This is a genomic window from Murinocardiopsis flavida, from assembly GCF_003014485.1.
In the GTDB taxonomy this organism is placed as follows: Bacteria; Actinomycetota; Actinomycetes; order Streptosporangiales; family Streptosporangiaceae; genus Murinocardiopsis; species Murinocardiopsis flavida.
Genome location: NZ_PYGA01000018.1, coordinates 22,264 through 38,735, shown reverse-complemented (window position 1 = coordinate 38,735; position 16,472 = coordinate 22,264). Strand labels below are relative to the sequence as shown.

The 16,472-nt window shown below is 73.4% G+C and carries 15 protein-coding genes and 1 riboswitch; of the genes, 8 read left to right on the top strand and 7 right to left on the bottom strand.

The features are described 5' to 3' along the window. Nucleotide 1 precedes the first annotated feature (1 nt). From CLV63_RS23135 to CLV63_RS23120, 4 genes are all read right to left on the bottom strand, one after another. Nucleotides 2-523, bottom strand: a complete 522-nt coding sequence (locus CLV63_RS23135; RefSeq protein WP_106585297.1) for a low molecular weight protein-tyrosine-phosphatase — start codon at nucleotides 521-523, stop codon at nucleotides 2-4. A 106-nt stretch (nucleotides 524-629) separates the two neighbouring features. Continuing rightward, nucleotides 630-1,061, bottom strand: coding sequence for a response regulator (locus CLV63_RS23130; protein ID WP_170134306.1), 432 nt, complete (start codon nucleotides 1,059-1,061; stop codon nucleotides 630-632). A 19-nt stretch (nucleotides 1,062-1,080) separates the two neighbouring features. Continuing rightward, a complete protein-coding gene (locus tag CLV63_RS23125) occupies nucleotides 1,081-2,691 on the bottom strand; it encodes a sensor histidine kinase (protein ID WP_245929004.1) in 1,611 nt (536 codons plus the stop codon). Nucleotides 2,692-2,792: 101 nt separating this feature from the next. Beyond that, nucleotides 2,793-4,025, bottom strand: coding sequence for a PP2C family protein-serine/threonine phosphatase (locus CLV63_RS23120; RefSeq protein WP_211301435.1), 1,233 nt, complete (start codon nucleotides 4,023-4,025; stop codon nucleotides 2,793-2,795). Between the two features lie 615 nt (nucleotides 4,026-4,640). On the opposite strand from CLV63_RS23120, the gene CLV63_RS23115 reads away from it, so the two are divergent. The 3 genes from CLV63_RS23115 (at nucleotide 4,641) to CLV63_RS23105 (ending at nucleotide 6,333) form a co-directional block, all read left to right on the top strand. After that, the gene (locus CLV63_RS23115; protein WP_245928999.1) at nucleotides 4,641-5,306 is read left to right on the top strand and encodes a biliverdin-producing heme oxygenase; all 666 of its coding nucleotides are present in this window, start codon (nucleotides 4,641-4,643) and stop codon (nucleotides 5,304-5,306) included. A gap of 34 nt (nucleotides 5,307-5,340) precedes the next feature. Beyond that, on the top strand, nucleotides 5,341-5,994 hold the full coding sequence (locus CLV63_RS23110) for a TetR/AcrR family transcriptional regulator (RefSeq protein ID WP_106585295.1): 654 nt from the start codon (nucleotides 5,341-5,343) through the stop codon (nucleotides 5,992-5,994). A 117-nt stretch (nucleotides 5,995-6,111) separates the two neighbouring features. Continuing rightward, complete coding sequence (locus tag CLV63_RS23105; RefSeq protein WP_106585294.1) at nucleotides 6,112-6,333, top strand: hypothetical protein; 222 nt, start codon at nucleotides 6,112-6,114, stop codon at nucleotides 6,331-6,333. A 39-nt stretch (nucleotides 6,334-6,372) separates the two neighbouring features. On the opposite strand, the gene CLV63_RS23100 is transcribed toward CLV63_RS23105, so the two are convergent. After that, entirely contained in the window at nucleotides 6,373-7,293 is a 921-nt protein-coding gene (locus CLV63_RS23100; protein ID WP_449288805.1) for a 3'-5' exonuclease, read from the bottom strand. 365 nt (nucleotides 7,294-7,658) lie between these two features. Here CLV63_RS23100 and CLV63_RS23095 point away from each other — a divergent pair, with 365 nt between their 5' ends. Next, a complete protein-coding gene (locus tag CLV63_RS23095; protein ID WP_106585292.1) occupies nucleotides 7,659-8,621 on the top strand; it encodes an asparaginase in 963 nt (320 codons plus the stop codon). 76 nt (nucleotides 8,622-8,697) lie between these two features. Then, nucleotides 8,698-9,897: an NAD(P)/FAD-dependent oxidoreductase gene (locus CLV63_RS23090; RefSeq protein ID WP_106585291.1), complete on the top strand. Its 1,200-nt coding sequence runs from the start codon at nucleotides 8,698-8,700 to the stop codon at nucleotides 9,895-9,897. Between the two features lie 60 nt (nucleotides 9,898-9,957). Here CLV63_RS23090 and CLV63_RS23085 read toward each other — a convergent pair whose 3' ends face one another. Continuing rightward, nucleotides 9,958-10,149, bottom strand: coding sequence for a ferredoxin (locus CLV63_RS23085; RefSeq protein ID WP_106585290.1), 192 nt, complete (start codon nucleotides 10,147-10,149; stop codon nucleotides 9,958-9,960). A 92-nt stretch (nucleotides 10,150-10,241) separates the two neighbouring features. Continuing rightward, nucleotides 10,242-11,201, bottom strand: a complete 960-nt coding sequence (pip, locus tag CLV63_RS23080) for a prolyl aminopeptidase (protein WP_106585289.1) — start codon at nucleotides 11,199-11,201, stop codon at nucleotides 10,242-10,244. 749 nt (nucleotides 11,202-11,950) lie between these two features. Between pip and CLV63_RS23075 the strand changes: the two genes are divergently transcribed. From CLV63_RS23075 to gcvT, 3 genes are all read left to right on the top strand, one after another. Continuing rightward, on the top strand, nucleotides 11,951-13,672 hold the full coding sequence (locus CLV63_RS23075) for an AMP-binding protein (RefSeq protein ID WP_106585288.1): 1,722 nt from the start codon (nucleotides 11,951-11,953) through the stop codon (nucleotides 13,670-13,672). A gap of 167 nt (nucleotides 13,673-13,839) precedes the next feature. Beyond that, complete coding sequence (locus tag CLV63_RS23070; RefSeq protein WP_106585287.1) at nucleotides 13,840-14,907, top strand: 3-deoxy-7-phosphoheptulonate synthase; 1,068 nt, start codon at nucleotides 13,840-13,842, stop codon at nucleotides 14,905-14,907. A 165-nt stretch (nucleotides 14,908-15,072) separates the two neighbouring features. After that, nucleotides 15,073-15,171, top strand: a riboswitch (glycine riboswitch). Between the two features lie 118 nt (nucleotides 15,172-15,289). Then, a complete protein-coding gene (gene gcvT / locus CLV63_RS23065; protein WP_106585286.1) occupies nucleotides 15,290-16,393 on the top strand; it encodes a glycine cleavage system aminomethyltransferase GcvT in 1,104 nt (367 codons plus the stop codon). Nucleotides 16,394-16,472 lie beyond the last annotated feature (79 nt).

Genomic DNA, 16,472 nt, shown 5'->3' with positions numbered 1-16,472 from the left:
TTCAGCGGGCGGGGCCGAGAAGGGCGGCGAGGTCGTCGGTGAGGCCCTTCGCCGCGGCGTCGACCATGGAGAGGACGGCGGCGAAGCCGTCGTCGCCGCCGTAGTAGGGGTCGGGCACCTCGGGGTTCGGGCCGAGTCCCGGCGCGAACGCGCGGAACAGCCGCACCCGCTCCTGCGCGGTCTCGGGGTCGGGCGCGAGCGCGCGCAGGTCGTCGAGGTTGTCGAGGTCCATGGCGAGGAAGAGGTCGCGCGAGCCGTACCACTCGGGGTCGAACCGGCGCGCCACGTGCTCGGTGCCGTAGCCGTGCATGCGCAGCGCCGATGCGGCCCGCGGGTCCATGGGTGCGCCGATGTGCCAGCTGCCGGTGCCGGAGCTGTCGATGCGCACCGCCGAACCGAGCCCGGCGCGCGCCGTTTCGACGCGCAGGACCTGCTCGGCGATCGGCGAACGGCAGATGTTGCCGAGGCAGACGACGCAGATGCGGTAAGGGCCGGCGGGATCACGCGGTTGCGGCAGGCTCATGGGGCCAACGGTAGCCCAGTGCGCGGCCCGGCTCCCGGAGTACGGCGCCCGTGGCGCGGATCGGGCCCGTCCCGGCGGCGCGCGCCGCCGGGGCGGTGCGGCCGTCCTACCCCTTGGGCAGCCGGACCACGGTCACGAAGAAGTCGTCGATCTGCCGCACCACCTGGATGAACTGGTCGAAGTCGACCGGTTTCGCGACGTAGGCGTTGGCGTGCAGCTGGTAGCTCTTCAGGATGTCCTCCTCGGCTTCGGAGGTCGTGAGCACCACTATGGGGATGGCCGAGAGGTTCGCGTCCTTCTTGACCTCGGCCAGCACCTCGCGGCCGTCTTTGCGGGGGAGGTTGAGGTCGAGCAGGATCAGGTGCGGGCGCGGGACGTCGGCGAACTCGCCCTCGCGGCGGAGGAAGCGCAGCGCCTCGACGCCGTCGGAGACCACGTGCAGGCGGTTGCCCACCTTGTGCTCCTCGAACGCCTCCTTGGTCATGAGGACATCGCCGGGGTCGTCCTCGACCAGCAGCACCTCAATGGGTTGCACCATCGTGACCTCGCTCAATTCCTCAGACCTTCTCGTCCTGCCCGGCGGCCTCGGCCGGATCTGCGGCCGAGGCGGCGGAGTCCGCCCCGGCACCGTCGTCGGGTGCGGCATCGACGGGCAGCGACCAGCAGATGCGGGTCCCCGTCTGCTCGGGATCCGCCCGCTCACCCAACCAGATGCGCCCCCCGTGGAACTCCACGATCTTCTTGCACATGGCGAGGCCGATGCCCGTGCCGCTGTACTTGTCGCGGGTGTGCAACCGTTGGAAGATCACGAAGATCCGGTCGGCGTACTGCTTCTCGATGCCGATCCCATTATCAGCACAGCAGAACACCCATTCGTCCTTCTCGCGTTCGACGCTGATGTGGACTTTCGGCGGATGGTCGCCGCGGAACTTGACGGCGTTGCCGATGAGGTTGAAGAACACCTGGGTGAGCAGGGTGCGGTCGCCGGTGACGGTGGGCAGGTGGTCGGTGGTGACGACGGCGCCCACCTCGTCCAGCCGGGTCTCCAGGCTGCTCAGGGCGTCGTCGTAGGCGGTGCCGAGGTCGACGGTGCGGAAGTTCTTGGTGCGCCCCACCCGCGAGAACGCGAGCAGGTCGTTGATGAGGGTCTGCATCCGCTTGGCGCCCTCGACCGCGAAGTCGATGTAGGAGTCGGCGCGCTCGTCGAGCTGCCCGTGGTAGCGGCGCTGGAGCAATTGGCAGAAGCTGGCCACCTTGCGCAGGGGTTCCTGGAGGTCGTGCGACGCGACGTAGGCGAACTGCTCCAGTTCCATGTTGGAGCGGCGCAGCTCCTCGGTCTGGCGCCCCAGCAGCTCCGACTGCTCCTGGAGGGTGCGCCGGGCGGTGCGGACCTCGTGCAGGTCGCTGACGATGCGCGCGCGCATGCCCTCGACGTCGCGGCCCACGCGGTGGATCTCGGGCGGCGCTTGCAGCTCGATGCGGTGCGCGTAGAACCCGTCGGACACCTGCTGGAGGTGGCGCCCGAGCTCGTCGAGCGGGCGCAGCACCCAGTGCTGCAACATCACCCACAGGAACACGCACAGGACCACGACGACCACGCCGACCAGGCCGAGCAGCGCGATGAGCTGCTGGGTGGCCCGGCCGAGGCCGTCCTCGGCCGTCGCGAGCTCGTGGTCGATGCGCAGCTCCGCCTTGTCGGCGGCCTCGCGCAGGTCGTTGAAGCGCTCGCGGCCGAGCCGGTACTGGGCGGCGCTCACCTTGTCGCCGCGCTCGACCTCGGCGACGACCGGGACGGCGAAGTCCTCGTGCCACGCCTCCCCCGCCGCCAGGAGGTCCCGGACGTCGGCGTTGATGTCGGTGTTGTCGCCGGCGAGCCCTTCGAGACGCTCCCGGCTCAGCTCCAGCGACGACCGGCCCTCGCGGTAGGGGTCGAGGAACTCGGTTTCGCCGGTGATGGCGTAGCCGCGGACGCCGTTCTCCTGGTTGAGGTAGGCCGCGAGGGTCTGCTGGACGGCGCTCTGCGCGGGGGTGAGCTGCTCGACCTGGCGCATCATGGCGTCGCGAGCGGTCAGCGCCGACCCGGTGATGGTCGCGACCAGGGCCATGAGCACCACCCCGACGGCGGCGAGGAGCACAGTGACGCGGCGGCGCAGCGACCAGGGGCGCAGCAGCCCCGTGGCGGCGGGCGGCGCGGCGGTCTCGGCGGCGTCCGGCGCCTTGGCGTCGTCGGCGGTCGCAGCGGGTTTGGTCGCAGTGGGATCGGACCGGCTCACCGCTGGGCGCCGTGGGTGATGAGGAGCATCGCGACGTCGTCCTGGAGCGGCCCGCCGTTGCGGGCCTCGACCTGGTCGATGAGGCGTTCGGGGAGATCGCGGATCGCGGAACCGTCGCTGAGCGTCCCGGTGAGGATGCGCCGCAGGCCGGCGACCCCGATCCGCTCGGGCGGGGTGTCGTAGGCATCGACCAGGCCGTCGGTGTAGAACATCACGGTCGCCCCGCGCGGCAGGGCGAACTCCTCGACGGGGTCGTCGGGCTCGGGGTACACGCCGAGCGGGGGCCGGGGCGAGGCGGGCAGCTCGGTGACCACGCCGTTGTCGATCATCAGCGGCGGCGGGTGGCCCAGCAGCCGGATGCGCGCGGTCTCGCTGCCGGTGTCGAGGCTGGCCTGGCAGAGGGTGGCGTACATCTCCTCCTGGGCGCGCTCGCTGATGAGGATCTCCTCCAGCGCCGGGAGGACGGCCTCCTCGCGCACACCGCCCATGACAAGGGCCCGCCAGCCGATGCGCAGGCAGACGCCGAGCGCGGCCTCGTCGGGGCCGTGCCCGCTGACGTCGCCGATGAGGACGTGCGTGGTGCCGTCCTTCTCGACGGCGTCGTAGAAGTCGCCGCCGACCAGGGAGCGCTTGCGCCCGGGCCGGTAGAACGCGCTGTGGACCAGCGGGGAGCGGTCGAGCAGCACCTGCGGCAGCAGGCCGCGCTCCAGGCGGAGGTTCTCGCGGGCGTAGAGCTGGGCCTGGTGCAGTTGGCGGGCGTTCTCGTCGGAGCGCTTGCGCTCGATGGAGTACCGCAGGCTGCGTGCCAGCAGCGAACCGTCGACGTTGCCCTTGACCAGGTAGTCCTGTGCGCCGGCCGCGAGCGCGGCGATGCCTTCGTGTTCGTCGTCGTGCCCGGTGAGCACCACCACGGCCGCCGATTCGGCGCCGGTGAGGACCTCGCGCAGGACGCCCAGCCCTGTGGCGTCGGGCAGGTTGAGGTCGAGCAGCACGCAGCCGCGGAACCCGCGCAGGTAGGGACGTGCGGCGTCGAGGGACGCCACCCAGGTGATGCTGCTGTTGAGCGGGGTGTCGGCGAGTAGCTCCTCGACCAGGAACGCGTCCTGCGGGTCGTCCTCGACCAGCAGGATCTCGATGGTGTCGGGGCCCGCGGCGGCGCCGGAGCCGGCCGCCGCGGAGGCGGGTCCGGCGCCCATGGCGAAGTGGCCCGCTGCCGAGACATCCGTCATAGCGGCGCGGTCGTGCTCAGTTCTGCTGGTATCCACACATCGCCTCTACGTCGACCGGTTCCTCTGCCTCGGTGCCCGCCGCGCCGCCGGGAGCCCTGCCCGCCCGAGCGGGGCCGCGCCGTGCGGAGGGGCGATGAGGCCTACCCGCGTGCGGGTTGCGGCGGGCGGCCGCGAACGGCCCGGTTCTGCACAATCCCCCTGCTTACCCCCTGCGGCCGAACGGATCGTGCGGGACGCGCCTGGGGTCGACCCGGGCGGTGTACCGCACCCCCAACTCCACCGGTTCGACCACACCGGCACCTTCCACCGCACGGGTGCGGCGCAAGCCAGGATACCGATCCCCGCCGCGGCCGCCCGCAGCCCCGCACTGCGTGGCCGCATCCGGCTTTTTGGAATCACTGCCGGGAACCCCGCCGGGAACCCCGCCACCGCGGCGGCGGAACCCGGCTATGCGGGCGCGCCGCTCGCGGTTCTCACCGGGGTTCTGACAGTGTGTCGTCACCCACTTGACACCGGTCCCCCACTTGCTGACATCATGTCAGTACGATGTCCGGCAATGGAACGGCCATCCGCTTTTCGCACGGTACGTCCCACCGCAAGGGGAGGCTCCCGACCGTGAGCACCGGCACGACCGACGCGGAACCGGCCCTGTTCTCCGAGCGGCTCAAGGCCGCCACCTGGGGGCTGCACGAGGCCGCCGAGAACCACGGGTTCACCGACTCCCTCCTCGCGGGCACCCTGCCGCGCGAGGACTACACCGCGCTGGTCGCCCAGCACTACTTCGCCTACGCGGCGCTGGAGGACGTCGGCCGCGAACTCGCCGACGACCCCGTCGCCGGGCCGTTCCTCATCCCCGAGCTGTTCCGGCTGCCCGCGCTGCGGCGCGACCTCGCCCTGCTCCTCGGCCCCAACTGGCACTCCCGGATCGAGGCCACCCGCGCCACCGGCGAGTACGCGGCGCGCATCAGGGCCACCGCCCAGTGGCCGGCCGGCTACGTCGCCCACCACTACACCCGCTACATCGGCGACCTCTCCGGCGGCCAGTTCATCCGCAAGGCCGTCCGGGCCGCCTACGGGTTCGGCGACGGCGACGGCGCTTCGTTCTACGACTTCGCCGCGATCGGGAGCCTGCCGAAGTTCAAGAACCGCTACCGCGCCCTGCTCGACTCCCTGCCCGTCGAAGCGGCCGAGCAGGAGCGGGTCATCGCCGAGACCCGAGCGGCCTACCGCTGCAACATCGAGGTCTTCGCCGACCTCGGCAGGGCGCGCAGCGCGGTCTGAGCGGCCGCCGGGCCGGGCGTGCCACCATGGGGGCATGCCCAAGATCTCGGCCCCGACCATCGCCGCCCACCGCGCGCAGACCCGCGAGCGGATCGTCGCGGCGGTCGCCGAGCTCACCCGCACGCAGGGCATCGACGAGATCTCCATGACCGACGTCGCCGCCGAGGCGGGCATCACCCGCACGGCGCTGTACAACTACTTCCCCGACAAGCCGGCCCTGCTGCTCGCGTTCACCGACCAGGTCACCACCGACATCATGGCGCGCTACACCGAGGAGCTGCCGCGCCACTCCTCGGCGGCCCAGCGCCTCGCCGCGTTCGTCCGGTTCCAGATCGAGGGGATCGTCGAGCACCCGCACCCGGCGGCGGCCGAGCTGGGGGCGAGCCTGGGGCCGGCCGCCTACCAGGCGCTCGCCGACCACGTGGCGCCCATGCAGCGGATGCTCGCCGCGATCCTCACCGAAGGCGCCGCCGAGGGCGAGTTCCGCACCGTGCCGGCCGAGAGCGCCGCGAAGCTGGTCCTGGCGATGATCGGCGCGCAGCGGCTCCCGCTGCTGCGCGGGGAGGCCACGCTCGCCGAGGCGCACACGCTCGTCACGGAGTTCACCCTCCGGGCGCTCGGGGTCGACACCGGCACCGCGACCCGCGCCACCGAAGCCGGTTTCGCTACACAGAGTCAGACAAAGTAACTCGAAGTAGTAGTTCTCGGACACGCCCGGCGTTCGCGGTACTTCTCCCGCCGAATGCGCCTGCCGTGCGCCAGAATCGGGCACCGTCGGATCCCGCGACCCCCCGAAGGAATCCAGGTGTCCCTCGCACTGCTCGCCCTCGGTGCCGTGTTCGTCGCCATCGCGATGTTCAACCGCGTCCCCGCCGTCCTCACCCCGAGCGCGACCGCGCCGACCCGGCAGGGCGCCCGCCTGGCCCTGGTGCCGGCCCGCCTCACCGAAGCCGGCCGCGCCGCGGTGACGACGCTCGGCGGCAGCATCGCCATCGTGGCGTTCTTCCTCGCCCTGTCGGGACTCTGACGGCCGCCCGCCGGGGGCGGCGCGCTCACCGGGCCCGGTTCACGGCGACCGGAGGCGGCGCCGCAGCACGCCCACGGCGCCGCTGATGGCCAGCGCCCCGGCGAGCGCGACCCCGGCCGAGACCGCCTCGGCGCGGAACCTGCGGCGCCGTGCGTCGGCCGCGGCGCGCACCCGCTGCTCGGCGGAGAACGGGCCGGCGCACTGGACGGGGTCGAGTTCGAGGTCGCGCCACCGCGCCGACCACCGCACCGGGACGCGCAGCGGAGCGGTGCGCCGGCCGGGGCCGTCGGGCAGCGGGACGTCGGCGACATCGCGCGAGGTGCGCGACTTCAGGCGGAGGCCGTCGAGGCCGCGCCGCGGCGCGGCACCGCCCAGCAGCTTCGGCAGCGGGCCGTCGTACCAGAGGTCGCCGGGCGCGCTGCGGATCAGCTCGGCGAGGAGCTGGGCGCACGCACGGGCGTCGCCCATGGCGGTGTGCTGCCCGGTGGGCCAGTGCCCGCTCAGGGTGTGGCTGGCGCGCGGCAGCGAGTAGCGCGGCAGGTCGATCTGCGCGCGCAGCGTGCGCAGGGTGCAGAGCCCCGGCAGGCCCGACCGCAGACCCAGCGGCCCGAACTCGGCGGCGAGGAACCGCTCCTCGAAGTCGAGGTTGTGCCCGACGACGACCGCTCCGGAGAGCATGGTGGCGAGCGGCTCGACGATGTCGGCCGCGGTGGGCGCGCCCACGAGGTCGCTGGGCTCGATGGCGTGGAACTCCTGGCCGGAGATCGGCGCGCCGGGGTCGACCAGGGTGCTGAACTCGGCGAGCACGGTGCCGTCGCCCGCCATGCGGACCACGGCGATCTCGCAGACCCGCGCGCCTTGGGCGGGGTCGAGGCCGGTGGTCTCGACGTCGACCACCGCGTAGTGGAGGTCGCGGGCGCGCAGCCCCGTGCGGGCGCGGGTGAGCGCCCCCGTGCGCAGCCCCCACGTGCCGGGGGCCGCCCGGCCGCGCCTCGCATCGCGTGCCGCGTGTCCCGCTCGGTGACCCACCGCGTGACCCACTCCGTGGCCTTTCCGCTCGCCTCGCCGCCGACCGGGGTCCGGGCCGCGCGAGCCGCGCGGGCCCGGGCGCCGCACCGCGGCCTCATGATCCATCGGGCCCGACCCTATCCGCCGGTGCCGACACCCGGGCCCGGTCGGCGGCGCCGACCGGCGGACCGCACATTCCGGATGAACAGTGACGAACGACGACAACGGCAACTATCCTCGGCATCGCGGCCCGAGGGGGTACCCCCGCACCACCCGCCACACCAGGGGCCGCCCCCGCTACGGACAGGGAGCCCACCATGACCGACCGCCCACTCCCGTCCCACGTACCCGTGGCAGAAGTGGTCCGCTCCGGTTTCCGCGAGGGTGTGCACTACGGCTCGGTCGCCGGACTGTCGGCGGCCGGCGAGCTCGACTACGCCCGCGGCGGGGTCGAGGCGCCGATGCTGCCCCGCTCCTCCGCGAAGCCCTTCCAGGCGCTGGCGTGCCTGCGCGCGGGCGCACCGCTCTCCGGCGCGGCGCTCGCCATCGCCGCGGGGAGCCACACCGGCACCGACGCCCACGTCGAGACCGTCGAGAAGATCCTGCGCGACTCCGGTATCGACGCCTCGGCACTGGGCTGCCCGCCCGACCGGCCGCTCGACCCGGTGGCGCGCACCGCGCTGCGCGCGGCCGGCGCCGGGCCGGCCCGCGTCCGGATGAACTGCTCCGGCAAGCACGCCGCGATGCTCGCCGCCTGCGTCCGGCAGGGCTGGAGCACGGCCGACTACCTCGACCCCGAGCACCCGCTCCAACTGCTGGTGCGCGCGACCATCGAGGAGCTGTGCGGCGAGACCGTGGCGCACACCACCGTCGACGGCTGCGGCGCCCCGCAGTTCGCGATATCGCTGCTGGGCCTCGCGCGGGGCATGCGGGCCATGGCGCTGGCGCCGCCCGACGGCGACGCGGCCGCGGTGCTGCGCGCCATGCGCGAGCACCCCGCCTCCGTCGCCGGCGAGGGCCGCGACGACACCGTCCTGATGCGGCGGCTGCCCGGGGTGAGCGCGAAGTCCGGCGCCGAGGGGGTCATCGTGATGACGTCCGCCGACGGCCGGACCACCGCCGTCAAGATCAGCGACGGCGACCCGCTGACCCGCTCCCGCACGATGGTGGCGCTCACCGCGATGGCGGCACTGGGCGTCGACACCGCGCCGGCGGCCGAGCTCACGCGCGGCGCCGTCCTCGGCAAGGGCGAGCCGGTCGGCGAGATCCGCCCGATCTGAGGGGCCCGGACCCGGGCATGGCAGACTGCGCCGGGTTGTTGTGGTTGAACGGGCGAGGAAAGCGGAGGACACGGGGATGCGCAATGTCGTCATCGCGGGCGGGGGCATGGCCGCCCTGCACACGGCCGAGGCGCTGCGCGAGGCGGGCTTCGACGGCACGGTGACGATGGTCGGCGACGAAGCCGCGCACCCCTACTCCCGTCCGCCGCTGTCCAAGGAGGTCCTGACCGGCAAGGGCTCGCCCAAGAGCACCGAGCTGCGCACCGACGCCGAGTTCGCGGCCCTCGACGTCGACCTGCGGCTCGGCGCGCGGGCGCACCGGCTGCTGCCCGCGGAGCGGGCCGTCGAACTGGCCGACGGCAGCACGCTCGCCGCGGACCGGGTGGTCGTCGCCACCGGCGCCCGGGCGCACCGCCCCGGCACCGGACTCGACGGCGTCCACACCCTGCGGACGATCGCCGACGCCGAGGCGGTCCGCTCCGGGTTCGAGGCCGGCGGCCGGGTGGTCGTCGTCGGCGCCGGGTTCATCGGCGCCGAGGTCGCCGCGAGTGCCCGCGCGCTCGGCCTGGAGGTCACCCTGATCGAGGCGGCGGCGACCCCGCTGCTGCGGGCCGTCGACCCGCGGGTCGGGTCGGTCCTGTCCGAACTCCACCGCGACAACGGCGTCGACCTCCGCCTGGGGGTCGGGGTCACCGGTTTCGAGGGCGACGGGCGGGTCGAGCGCGTGCGCCTCGCCGACGGTTCGGCGGTCGAGGCGTCCCTGGTGGTCGCGGGGCTCGGCGTGCGGCTGAACACCGAATGGCTCGCCGGGTCGGGGGTGGCCCTTGACGCCGACGGGGCCGTGCGCTGCGACGAGTTCTGCGAGAGCAGCGTCCCCGGTGTCTACGCCGCCGGCGACCTCGCGAGCTGGCCGCACCCGCGCTACGGCGGCCGGGTGCGCCTGGAGCACTGGACCAACGCCGGAGAGCAGGCCGCCGCGGCGGTGCACAACCTGCTCGCGGGCGAGGGCGCGCGGCGCCCCTACACCCCGGTGCCCTACTTCTGGTCCGACCAGTACGGCATGAAGATCCAGCTGCTGGGCCGCGCGGCGCCGGCCGACACCGTGGAGTTCGTCCACGGCTCCCCGGAGGACCGCAAGTTCGTCGCGTTCCTCGGCACCGGCGGCATGCTCACCGGCGTGCTGGGCCTGCGCTCCACACCGAAGGTCATGCGGCACCGCGCGCTGCTCGCGGAGCCCACCACCTGGGCGGACGCGCTGGCGCGGGTGCGCGGCTGACGCACCCGCGCCGGTCCGCAGCGGCGGTCCGCCGGAGCGGGCGCCGCCGCCGGACCGCGCTCAGCCCTCGACGCTGATCGCCTGCTTCGGGCACATCCGCGCGGCCTCCTCGACCTTCGCCCGCAGCGCCTCGGGCGGTTCCTCCTGGAGGACGTAGAGGAAGTCGTCGTCGCGCACCTCGAACACGGTGGGCTCGATGCCCATGCACACCGCGTTGCTCTCGCACTGGTCGAAATCGACGTTCACCCGCATCCTTGGGCCCTTTCGCGCGTTGTCGGTCCTGCTCGCCGCTGCCGACCCTAGCCCCGCCGGGGGCGCGGAACCGGCGGTCACGCCCGCGATTCTCAGGCGTCGGCGAACCGGTCGGTCGCCTCGATGAGCCGGTGCAGGATGCCGGGCTCGGCGGCGGAGTGCCCGGCGTCGTCGACGAGGTGGAACTCCGCCTCGGGCCAGGCCCGGTGCAGGTCGAACGCCGTCTTCGCCGGGGTGCACACGTCGTAGCGGCCCTGCACGATGACGCCGGGGATGTCGCGCAGCCGCCCCGCGTTCTCGATGAGCTGGCCCGGGCTGAAGTACCCGCCGTGCACGAAGAAGTGGTTCTCGATGCGGGCGAAGGCGAGCGCGAAGTCGGGTTCGGCGTGGACCGCGCGCACGTCCTTGTCGGGCAGCAGGGTGACCGTGGAGCCCTCCCAGACGCTCCACGCGGTCGCCGCGCGCCGCCGCACCTCCGGGTCCGCCGAGTTCAACCGCTCGGCGTAGGCGCCGATGAGGTCCTCGCGCTCCGCCTCGGGGATGGGGGCGAGGTAGGACTCCCACAGGTCGGGGAAGAGGAAGGAGGCCCCGCTCTGGTAGAACCAGCGCACCTCCTCGTTGCGCAGCGTGAAGATCCCGCGCAGGATCAGTTCGGTGACCCGCTCGGGGTGCTCCTGTGCGTAGGCGAGCGCGAGCGCGCTGCCCCACGACCCGCCGAACACCTGCCAGCGCTCCGCTCCGGTCAGCACGCGCAGCCGCTCGATGTCCGAGACCAGCGTCCAGGTGGTGTTGGTCTGGAGGTCGGCGTCCATGCGGCTGGCGTGGGGCGTGCTCCGGCCGCAGTTGCGCTGGTCGAACAGCAGGATCCGGTACCGCTCGGGATCGAACAGCCGCCGGTGCGCCGGGGAGCAGCCGGCGCCGGGGCCGCCGTGCAGGAACACCACGGGCTTTCCGGCGGGGTTGCCGGAGAGCTCCCAGTAGATCCGGTGCCCGTCACCGACATCGAGCATGCCGCTGTCGTAGGGCTCGATCGGCGGGTACTGCGTACGCATGGCGGGGCGCCCTTCTGCAAGACGTGGCTCGTGGTTCGTTGTGCGCCCGGTCGCGGGTACAGCGCAGCGGGGTAGGCCGGTGCGCGGCGGTGCGGCCGGGCCCGATCTCCGGTGGGGCGAAGGTCGGCGCGCACGGCCGGGGTCTTCCGCACCCCGGCCGACGGAAGGCTAGATCCGGGCTAACAACTCCGGCTTCTTCATCGGGGACTCTGCTCGGGTGCTCGCGTCGGCGCCGCGCCCGCCCGCGGAGCCCGCGGCCGTACGGGCACGCAGCGGGCCGGGGTGCGTGCGGCCGGTCCCGCATCGGGCGGCGGGGCCGCCGGCACCGCGCGCAAGGCGGGGGGCGATCCGGCCGGCGCCGTGCGGTCCGATGCGCGATGGCGGCGTGCGGTGGGATGTGCGGGGGGCGGCGGGGCGGGCGGTGCCCGCGGCCGGGCACGCGCCCGAGGTCCTGAGCGGCGTGTCGGAGCGTCGATCCGCCGGGCGGCGGCGTCGGCCGACCGCACCATCGAATCGCCACGACACCTGATCCGCGCGCAACTCGTCCATCGGCCAACATCCTAGGACGCATTCGCACAGCGATCCTCTGATCACCAGCCGATCGGATGACTCGATTCGGCTACCTTTCGGCGACGGCGCCCGGCGCGCGCGGGCACCGGCCCCGGCAGCGGGCGCCCCACCTGGCACATCGGCACCATCCTTCTCGGTTAGAGTGACCGCAGTCACAGATCCCAAGCGGAGGTGCGCCCGTGCCGAGTCCGTCCGCCCAGTCCTTCCGGGCAGCCCGCGACCTGCTCCTCGACCTGCGCGAGGACCATCCGCGCGCGGCGGCCGAGTTCACCTGGCCGGTGCTGGAGGAGTTCAACTGGGCGCTCGACCACTTCGACGCGGCGGCGGCCGAGCACCCCGACCGCCCCGCGCTGCGCATCGTCGACCCTGACGGCTCCGAGACCGCGCTGACCTACGCGGAGCTGGCGCGGCGCTCCGGGCAGCTCGCCAACTGGCTGCGCGCCCAGGGGGTGCACCGCGGCGACCGCGTCCTGCTGATGCTCGGCAACCAGGTCGAGCTGTGGGAGACCACCCTCGCCGCCATCAAGCTCGGTGCCGTGATCATCCCGGCGACCACCCTGCTCGACGGCGCCGACCTCGCCGACCGCCTGGAGCGCGGCCAGGTGGCGCACGTCGTCACCAACGCGGCCGAGACCGCCAAGTTCGACCACCCCGCGATCGCGGCGACCGGGGGGCATTGGACCCGCATCTCCGTGGGGATGGTGCAGGGCTGGCTCGACTACAGCGACTCCCTGCACACCGCCCCTGACTTCGCGCCCGACGGCCCCACCCGGGCCGACGACCCGCTGCTGCTGTACTTCACCTCCGGCACCACGGCGCGGCCGAAGCTGGTCGAGCACACCCACACGTCCTACCCGGTGGGCCACCTGTCCACGATGTACTGGGTGGGGATCACGCCGGGCGACGTCCACCTCAACATCTCCTCGCCCGGCTGGGCCAAGCACGCGTGGAGCAACGTGTTCGCGCCGTGGAACGCGCAGGCGACCGTGCTGATCGTGAACCAGGAGCGCTTCGACGCCGCGCGCCTGCTGGCGCAGATCGCCCGCTGCGGGGTCGACACGTTCTGCGCCCCGCCCACGGTGTGGCGGATGCTGATCCAGGCCGACCTCGGCGCGTGGTCCGTGCCGATCCGCGAGGCCGTCGCCGCGGGCGAGCCGCTGAACCCCGAGGTCATCGAGCAGGTGCGGCGGGCGTGGGGCATCACGGTGCGCGACGGGTTCGGCCAGACCGAGACCACCGCGCAGGTCGGCAACCCGCCCGGCCAGGAGGTGCGGCCCGGGTCCATGGGGCGGCCCCTGCCCGGGTTCACCATCGTGCTCGAGGACCCGGTCAGCGGAGAACCCGCCGAGCAGGGCGAACTCTGCGTCGACCTGGCCGGGGACCCGGTGGCGCTGATGACCGGCTACCGCGACAGCGAGGAGCGCACCGCGCAGGCCATGCGCAACGGGCGCTACCACACGGGCGACATCGCGTCCCGCGACGGCGACGGCTACATCACCTACATCGGGCGCACCGACGACGTCTTCAAGGCGTCCGACTACCGCATCTCGCCGTTCGAGCTGGAGAGCGTGCTCATCGAGCACCCCGCCGTCGCCGAGGCCGCGGTGGTGCCGTCGCCCGACCCGGTGCGGCTCGCGGTCCCCAAGGCCTACATCACCCTCGCCGAAGGCGTCGCACCCGACTCCGCGACCGCGCGCGCCATCCTCGGCTACGCCCGCGAGCACCTGGTGCCCTACAAGCGGGTCCGCCGGCTGGAGTTCGCGGAGCTGCCCAAGACCATCTCCGGCAAGATCCGCCGCGTGCAGCTCCGGGGCGCCGAGGACGACCGCGGCCCGGTCCACGACGGCGCGCGCAACACCGGCGAGTTCTGGGAGGAGGACTTCCCGGGGCTGAAGGACTGACTCCCGGGCCTGAAGGACTGAAAGGACCCGGGCGCGCGCACCGGGTCGGCCGTGAGCAGCATGTTCCTCGCCACACCGCGGCCCCCGACCCCCACCGTTCACACCCTGCGGCGTTAGGGTTTCCATCGGTGAGCCCTATACCCGGGGCGATGAGGGGAAACGGATCCATGCCGAGCACCAATGACACCAGGGTCGACAGCTACCAGCCGCTGGTCGCCCCGCAGGACCTGCTGGCGGAGCTCCCCATGGGGCCCGAGCGCAGCGGACTGGTCGAGGAGGCGCGCGCCGAGGTCAAGGGCGTCCTCGACGGCACAGACGACCGCCTGGTGGTGATCGTCGGGCCCTGCTCGGTGCACGACACCGAAGCGGCCCTCGACTACGCGCACCGGCTCAAGGCGCTCATCCCCTCGGTCAGCGGCGAACTGTGCGTCGTCATGCGCGTGTACTTCGAGAAGCCGCGCACCACGCTGGGCTGGAAGGGCCTCATCAACGACCCCGGGCTCGACGGCAGCTACGACGTCCAGCGGGGCCTGCGCACCGCCCGCGCCCTGCTGCTCGACATCAACGCGCTCGGGGTCCCCGCCGGCACCGAGTTCCTCGACCCCATCACCCCGCAGTACATCGCCGACGCGGTGAGCTGGGGCGCCATCGGCGCCCGCACCACGGAGAGCCAGGTGCACCGCCAGCTCGGCAGCGGGCTCAGCATGCCGGTCGGCTTCAAGAACGGCACCGACGGCGACGTCCAGGTGGCGGTCGACGCGTGCGGGGCCTCCGCCGCGTCGCACACCTTCTTCGGCGTCGACCCCGCCGGCGCCGGGTCGGTGGTCACCACCTCCGGCAACCCCGACTGCCACCTGATCCTGCGCGGCGGCCGCTCCGGCCCCAACTACGGCACCGCGAACGTCGCCGCGGCGCTCGACGCCGTCGGCGCCAACGGCCTCCCCCGGCGGCTCATGGTCGACGCCAGCCACGCCAACAGCGGCAAGGACCACCGCCGCCAGCCCGCCGTGGCCGCCGCCGTCGCCGCCCAGGTCGCCGAGGGGCAGCACGGCGTCATCGGCGTCATGCTGGAGAGCTTCATCGAGGAGGGCGCGCAGAAGCTCGGCGCCCCCGACGCCCTCACCTACGGCCAGTCCATCACCGACGGCTGCATGGGCTGGGACACCACCGAAGACGTCCTCGCGGGGCTGGCCGAGGCGGTGCGCAGCCGCCGCAAGAGCGCAGGCCAGGCCTGACCCCGGGCGGATACCCCGCCGTAGCGCCGGACGTCTCGGGCGCTCGCTGCTAGGCTTGACGCCAAGTCATCGACCCCGGTCGGGAGAGTGTCCGCGCAGCCAGCGCGGACCGCCGAAGGAGCAATTCCTCCCCACGAACCTCTCAGGCGCTGCGGACCGCCCGGGCGAGACCACTCTGGAAAGCAGGAGTGCGAACTCCTCGCCGAAGGTGCAAGCCGCGCTCGTGCGGTGAAGCTCTCAGGCTCCAATGACAGAGGGGGAGGATGGACGAGGGCGCGCCGCGCCCTCGGCACCGGAGTCCAACCGGATCCGGTCGGCGGGCCCCGCGCGCCGGGCGGGCCCATACGTCCATCCGAACGTCTCCCTCATCCACGGAGTGCCAATGCCAGCCGACCCCCGCACAACGCCGCTGCACGAGGTCCACAAGCGTCTCGGTGCGAACCTGGTCGACTTCGCCGGGTGGGTCATGCCGCTGCGGTACGGCAGCGAGACCACCGAGCACCAGGCCGTCCGCGAGACCGCGGGGCTGTTCGACCTCTCGCACATGGGCGAGATCCACGTCGCCGGCCCGCAGGCCGCGGAGTTCCTCGACTACGCCCTGGTGGGGTACCTGTCGAAGGTCACGGTCGGCCGGGCCCGCTACACCATGATCACCGACGCCGACGGCGGGGTCCTCGACGACATCATCGTCTACCGCCTCGCCGAGGACGACTACCTCGTGGTCGCCAACGCCGCCAACAGCAGCACCGTGCTCGCGGCACTGGCCGACCGGGTCACCGGCTTCGAGGCCACCGTCGAGGACCGCTCCGCCGACTACGCCCTCATCGCCGTGCAAGGGCCCAAGGCGGTCGACATCCTCGCGCCGCTCACCGACGCCGACCTCGCCGCCATCAAGTACTACGCCGGCTACTCCCACACCGTCGCCGGGTGCGCCGTCCTGCTCGCCCGCACCGGCTACACCGGCGAGGACGGCTTCGAGATCTTCGCCGACCCCGGCGACGCCGCCCGCGTCTGGGAGGCCCTCACCGAGTCCGGTGCGGCGCACGGCCTGCGCCCCGCCGGCCTGTCGGCGCGCGACACGCTGCGCCTGGAGGCCGGCATGCCGCTGTACGGCAACGAGCTGAGCACCGACATCACCCCCTTCGAGGCGGGGCTGGGCCGGGTCGTGAAGCTGGAGAAGCCGGGCGACTTCGTGGGGCGCGCGGCGCTCGCCGCGCGCGCCGAGAGCGGCCCCCGCCGCGTCCTCGTCGGCCTGCGCGGGCGCGGCCGCCGGGTCCCCCGCCAGGGCCACACCGTCCTGCGCGACGGCGTCCCCGTGGGGACCGTCACCAGCGGCGCGCCGTCGCCCACACTCGGCGCGCCCATCGCCATGGCGTCCGTCGACGCCGCGACCGACCTCACCTCCGGCGCCTTCGCGGTCGACGTGCGGGGCCGCGCCGAAGACGCCGACCTTGTCGAGCTGCCGTTCTACGACAGGAACCGCTGAAAGCGGCCCACGGATCCCGGTCGGCGCGCCCCGGCCCGCCGACCGGAACTGCAAGGAACGGTGCGGACGCCCGGGTCCG

What these genes read in the sequence shown, in the direction of transcription:
- CLV63_RS23135 (WP_106585297.1), bottom strand. Translation starts at nt 523, where the DNA reads ATGAGCCTGCCGCAACCGCGTGATCCCGCCGGCCCTTACCGCATCTGC.
- CLV63_RS23130 (WP_170134306.1), bottom strand. Translation starts at nt 1,061, where the DNA reads ATGGTGCAACCCATTGAGGTGCTGCTGGTCGAGGACGACCCCGGCGAT.
- CLV63_RS23120 (WP_211301435.1), bottom strand. Translation starts at nt 4,025, where the DNA reads ATGACGGATGTCTCGGCAGCGGGCCACTTCGCCATGGGCGCCGGACCC.
- CLV63_RS23110 (WP_106585295.1), top strand. Translation starts at nt 5,341, where the DNA reads ATGCCCAAGATCTCGGCCCCGACCATCGCCGCCCACCGCGCGCAGACC.
- CLV63_RS23095 (WP_106585292.1), top strand. Translation starts at nt 7,659, where the DNA reads ATGACCGACCGCCCACTCCCGTCCCACGTACCCGTGGCAGAAGTGGTC.
- CLV63_RS23090 (WP_106585291.1), top strand. Translation starts at nt 8,698, where the DNA reads ATGCGCAATGTCGTCATCGCGGGCGGGGGCATGGCCGCCCTGCACACG.
- CLV63_RS23085 (WP_106585290.1), bottom strand. Translation starts at nt 10,149, where the DNA reads ATGCGGGTGAACGTCGATTTCGACCAGTGCGAGAGCAACGCGGTGTGC.
- pip (WP_106585289.1), bottom strand. Translation starts at nt 11,201, where the DNA reads ATGCGTACGCAGTACCCGCCGATCGAGCCCTACGACAGCGGCATGCTC.
- CLV63_RS23070 (WP_106585287.1), top strand. Translation starts at nt 13,840, where the DNA reads ATGCCGAGCACCAATGACACCAGGGTCGACAGCTACCAGCCGCTGGTC.
- gcvT (WP_106585286.1), top strand. Translation starts at nt 15,290, where the DNA reads ATGCCAGCCGACCCCCGCACAACGCCGCTGCACGAGGTCCACAAGCGT.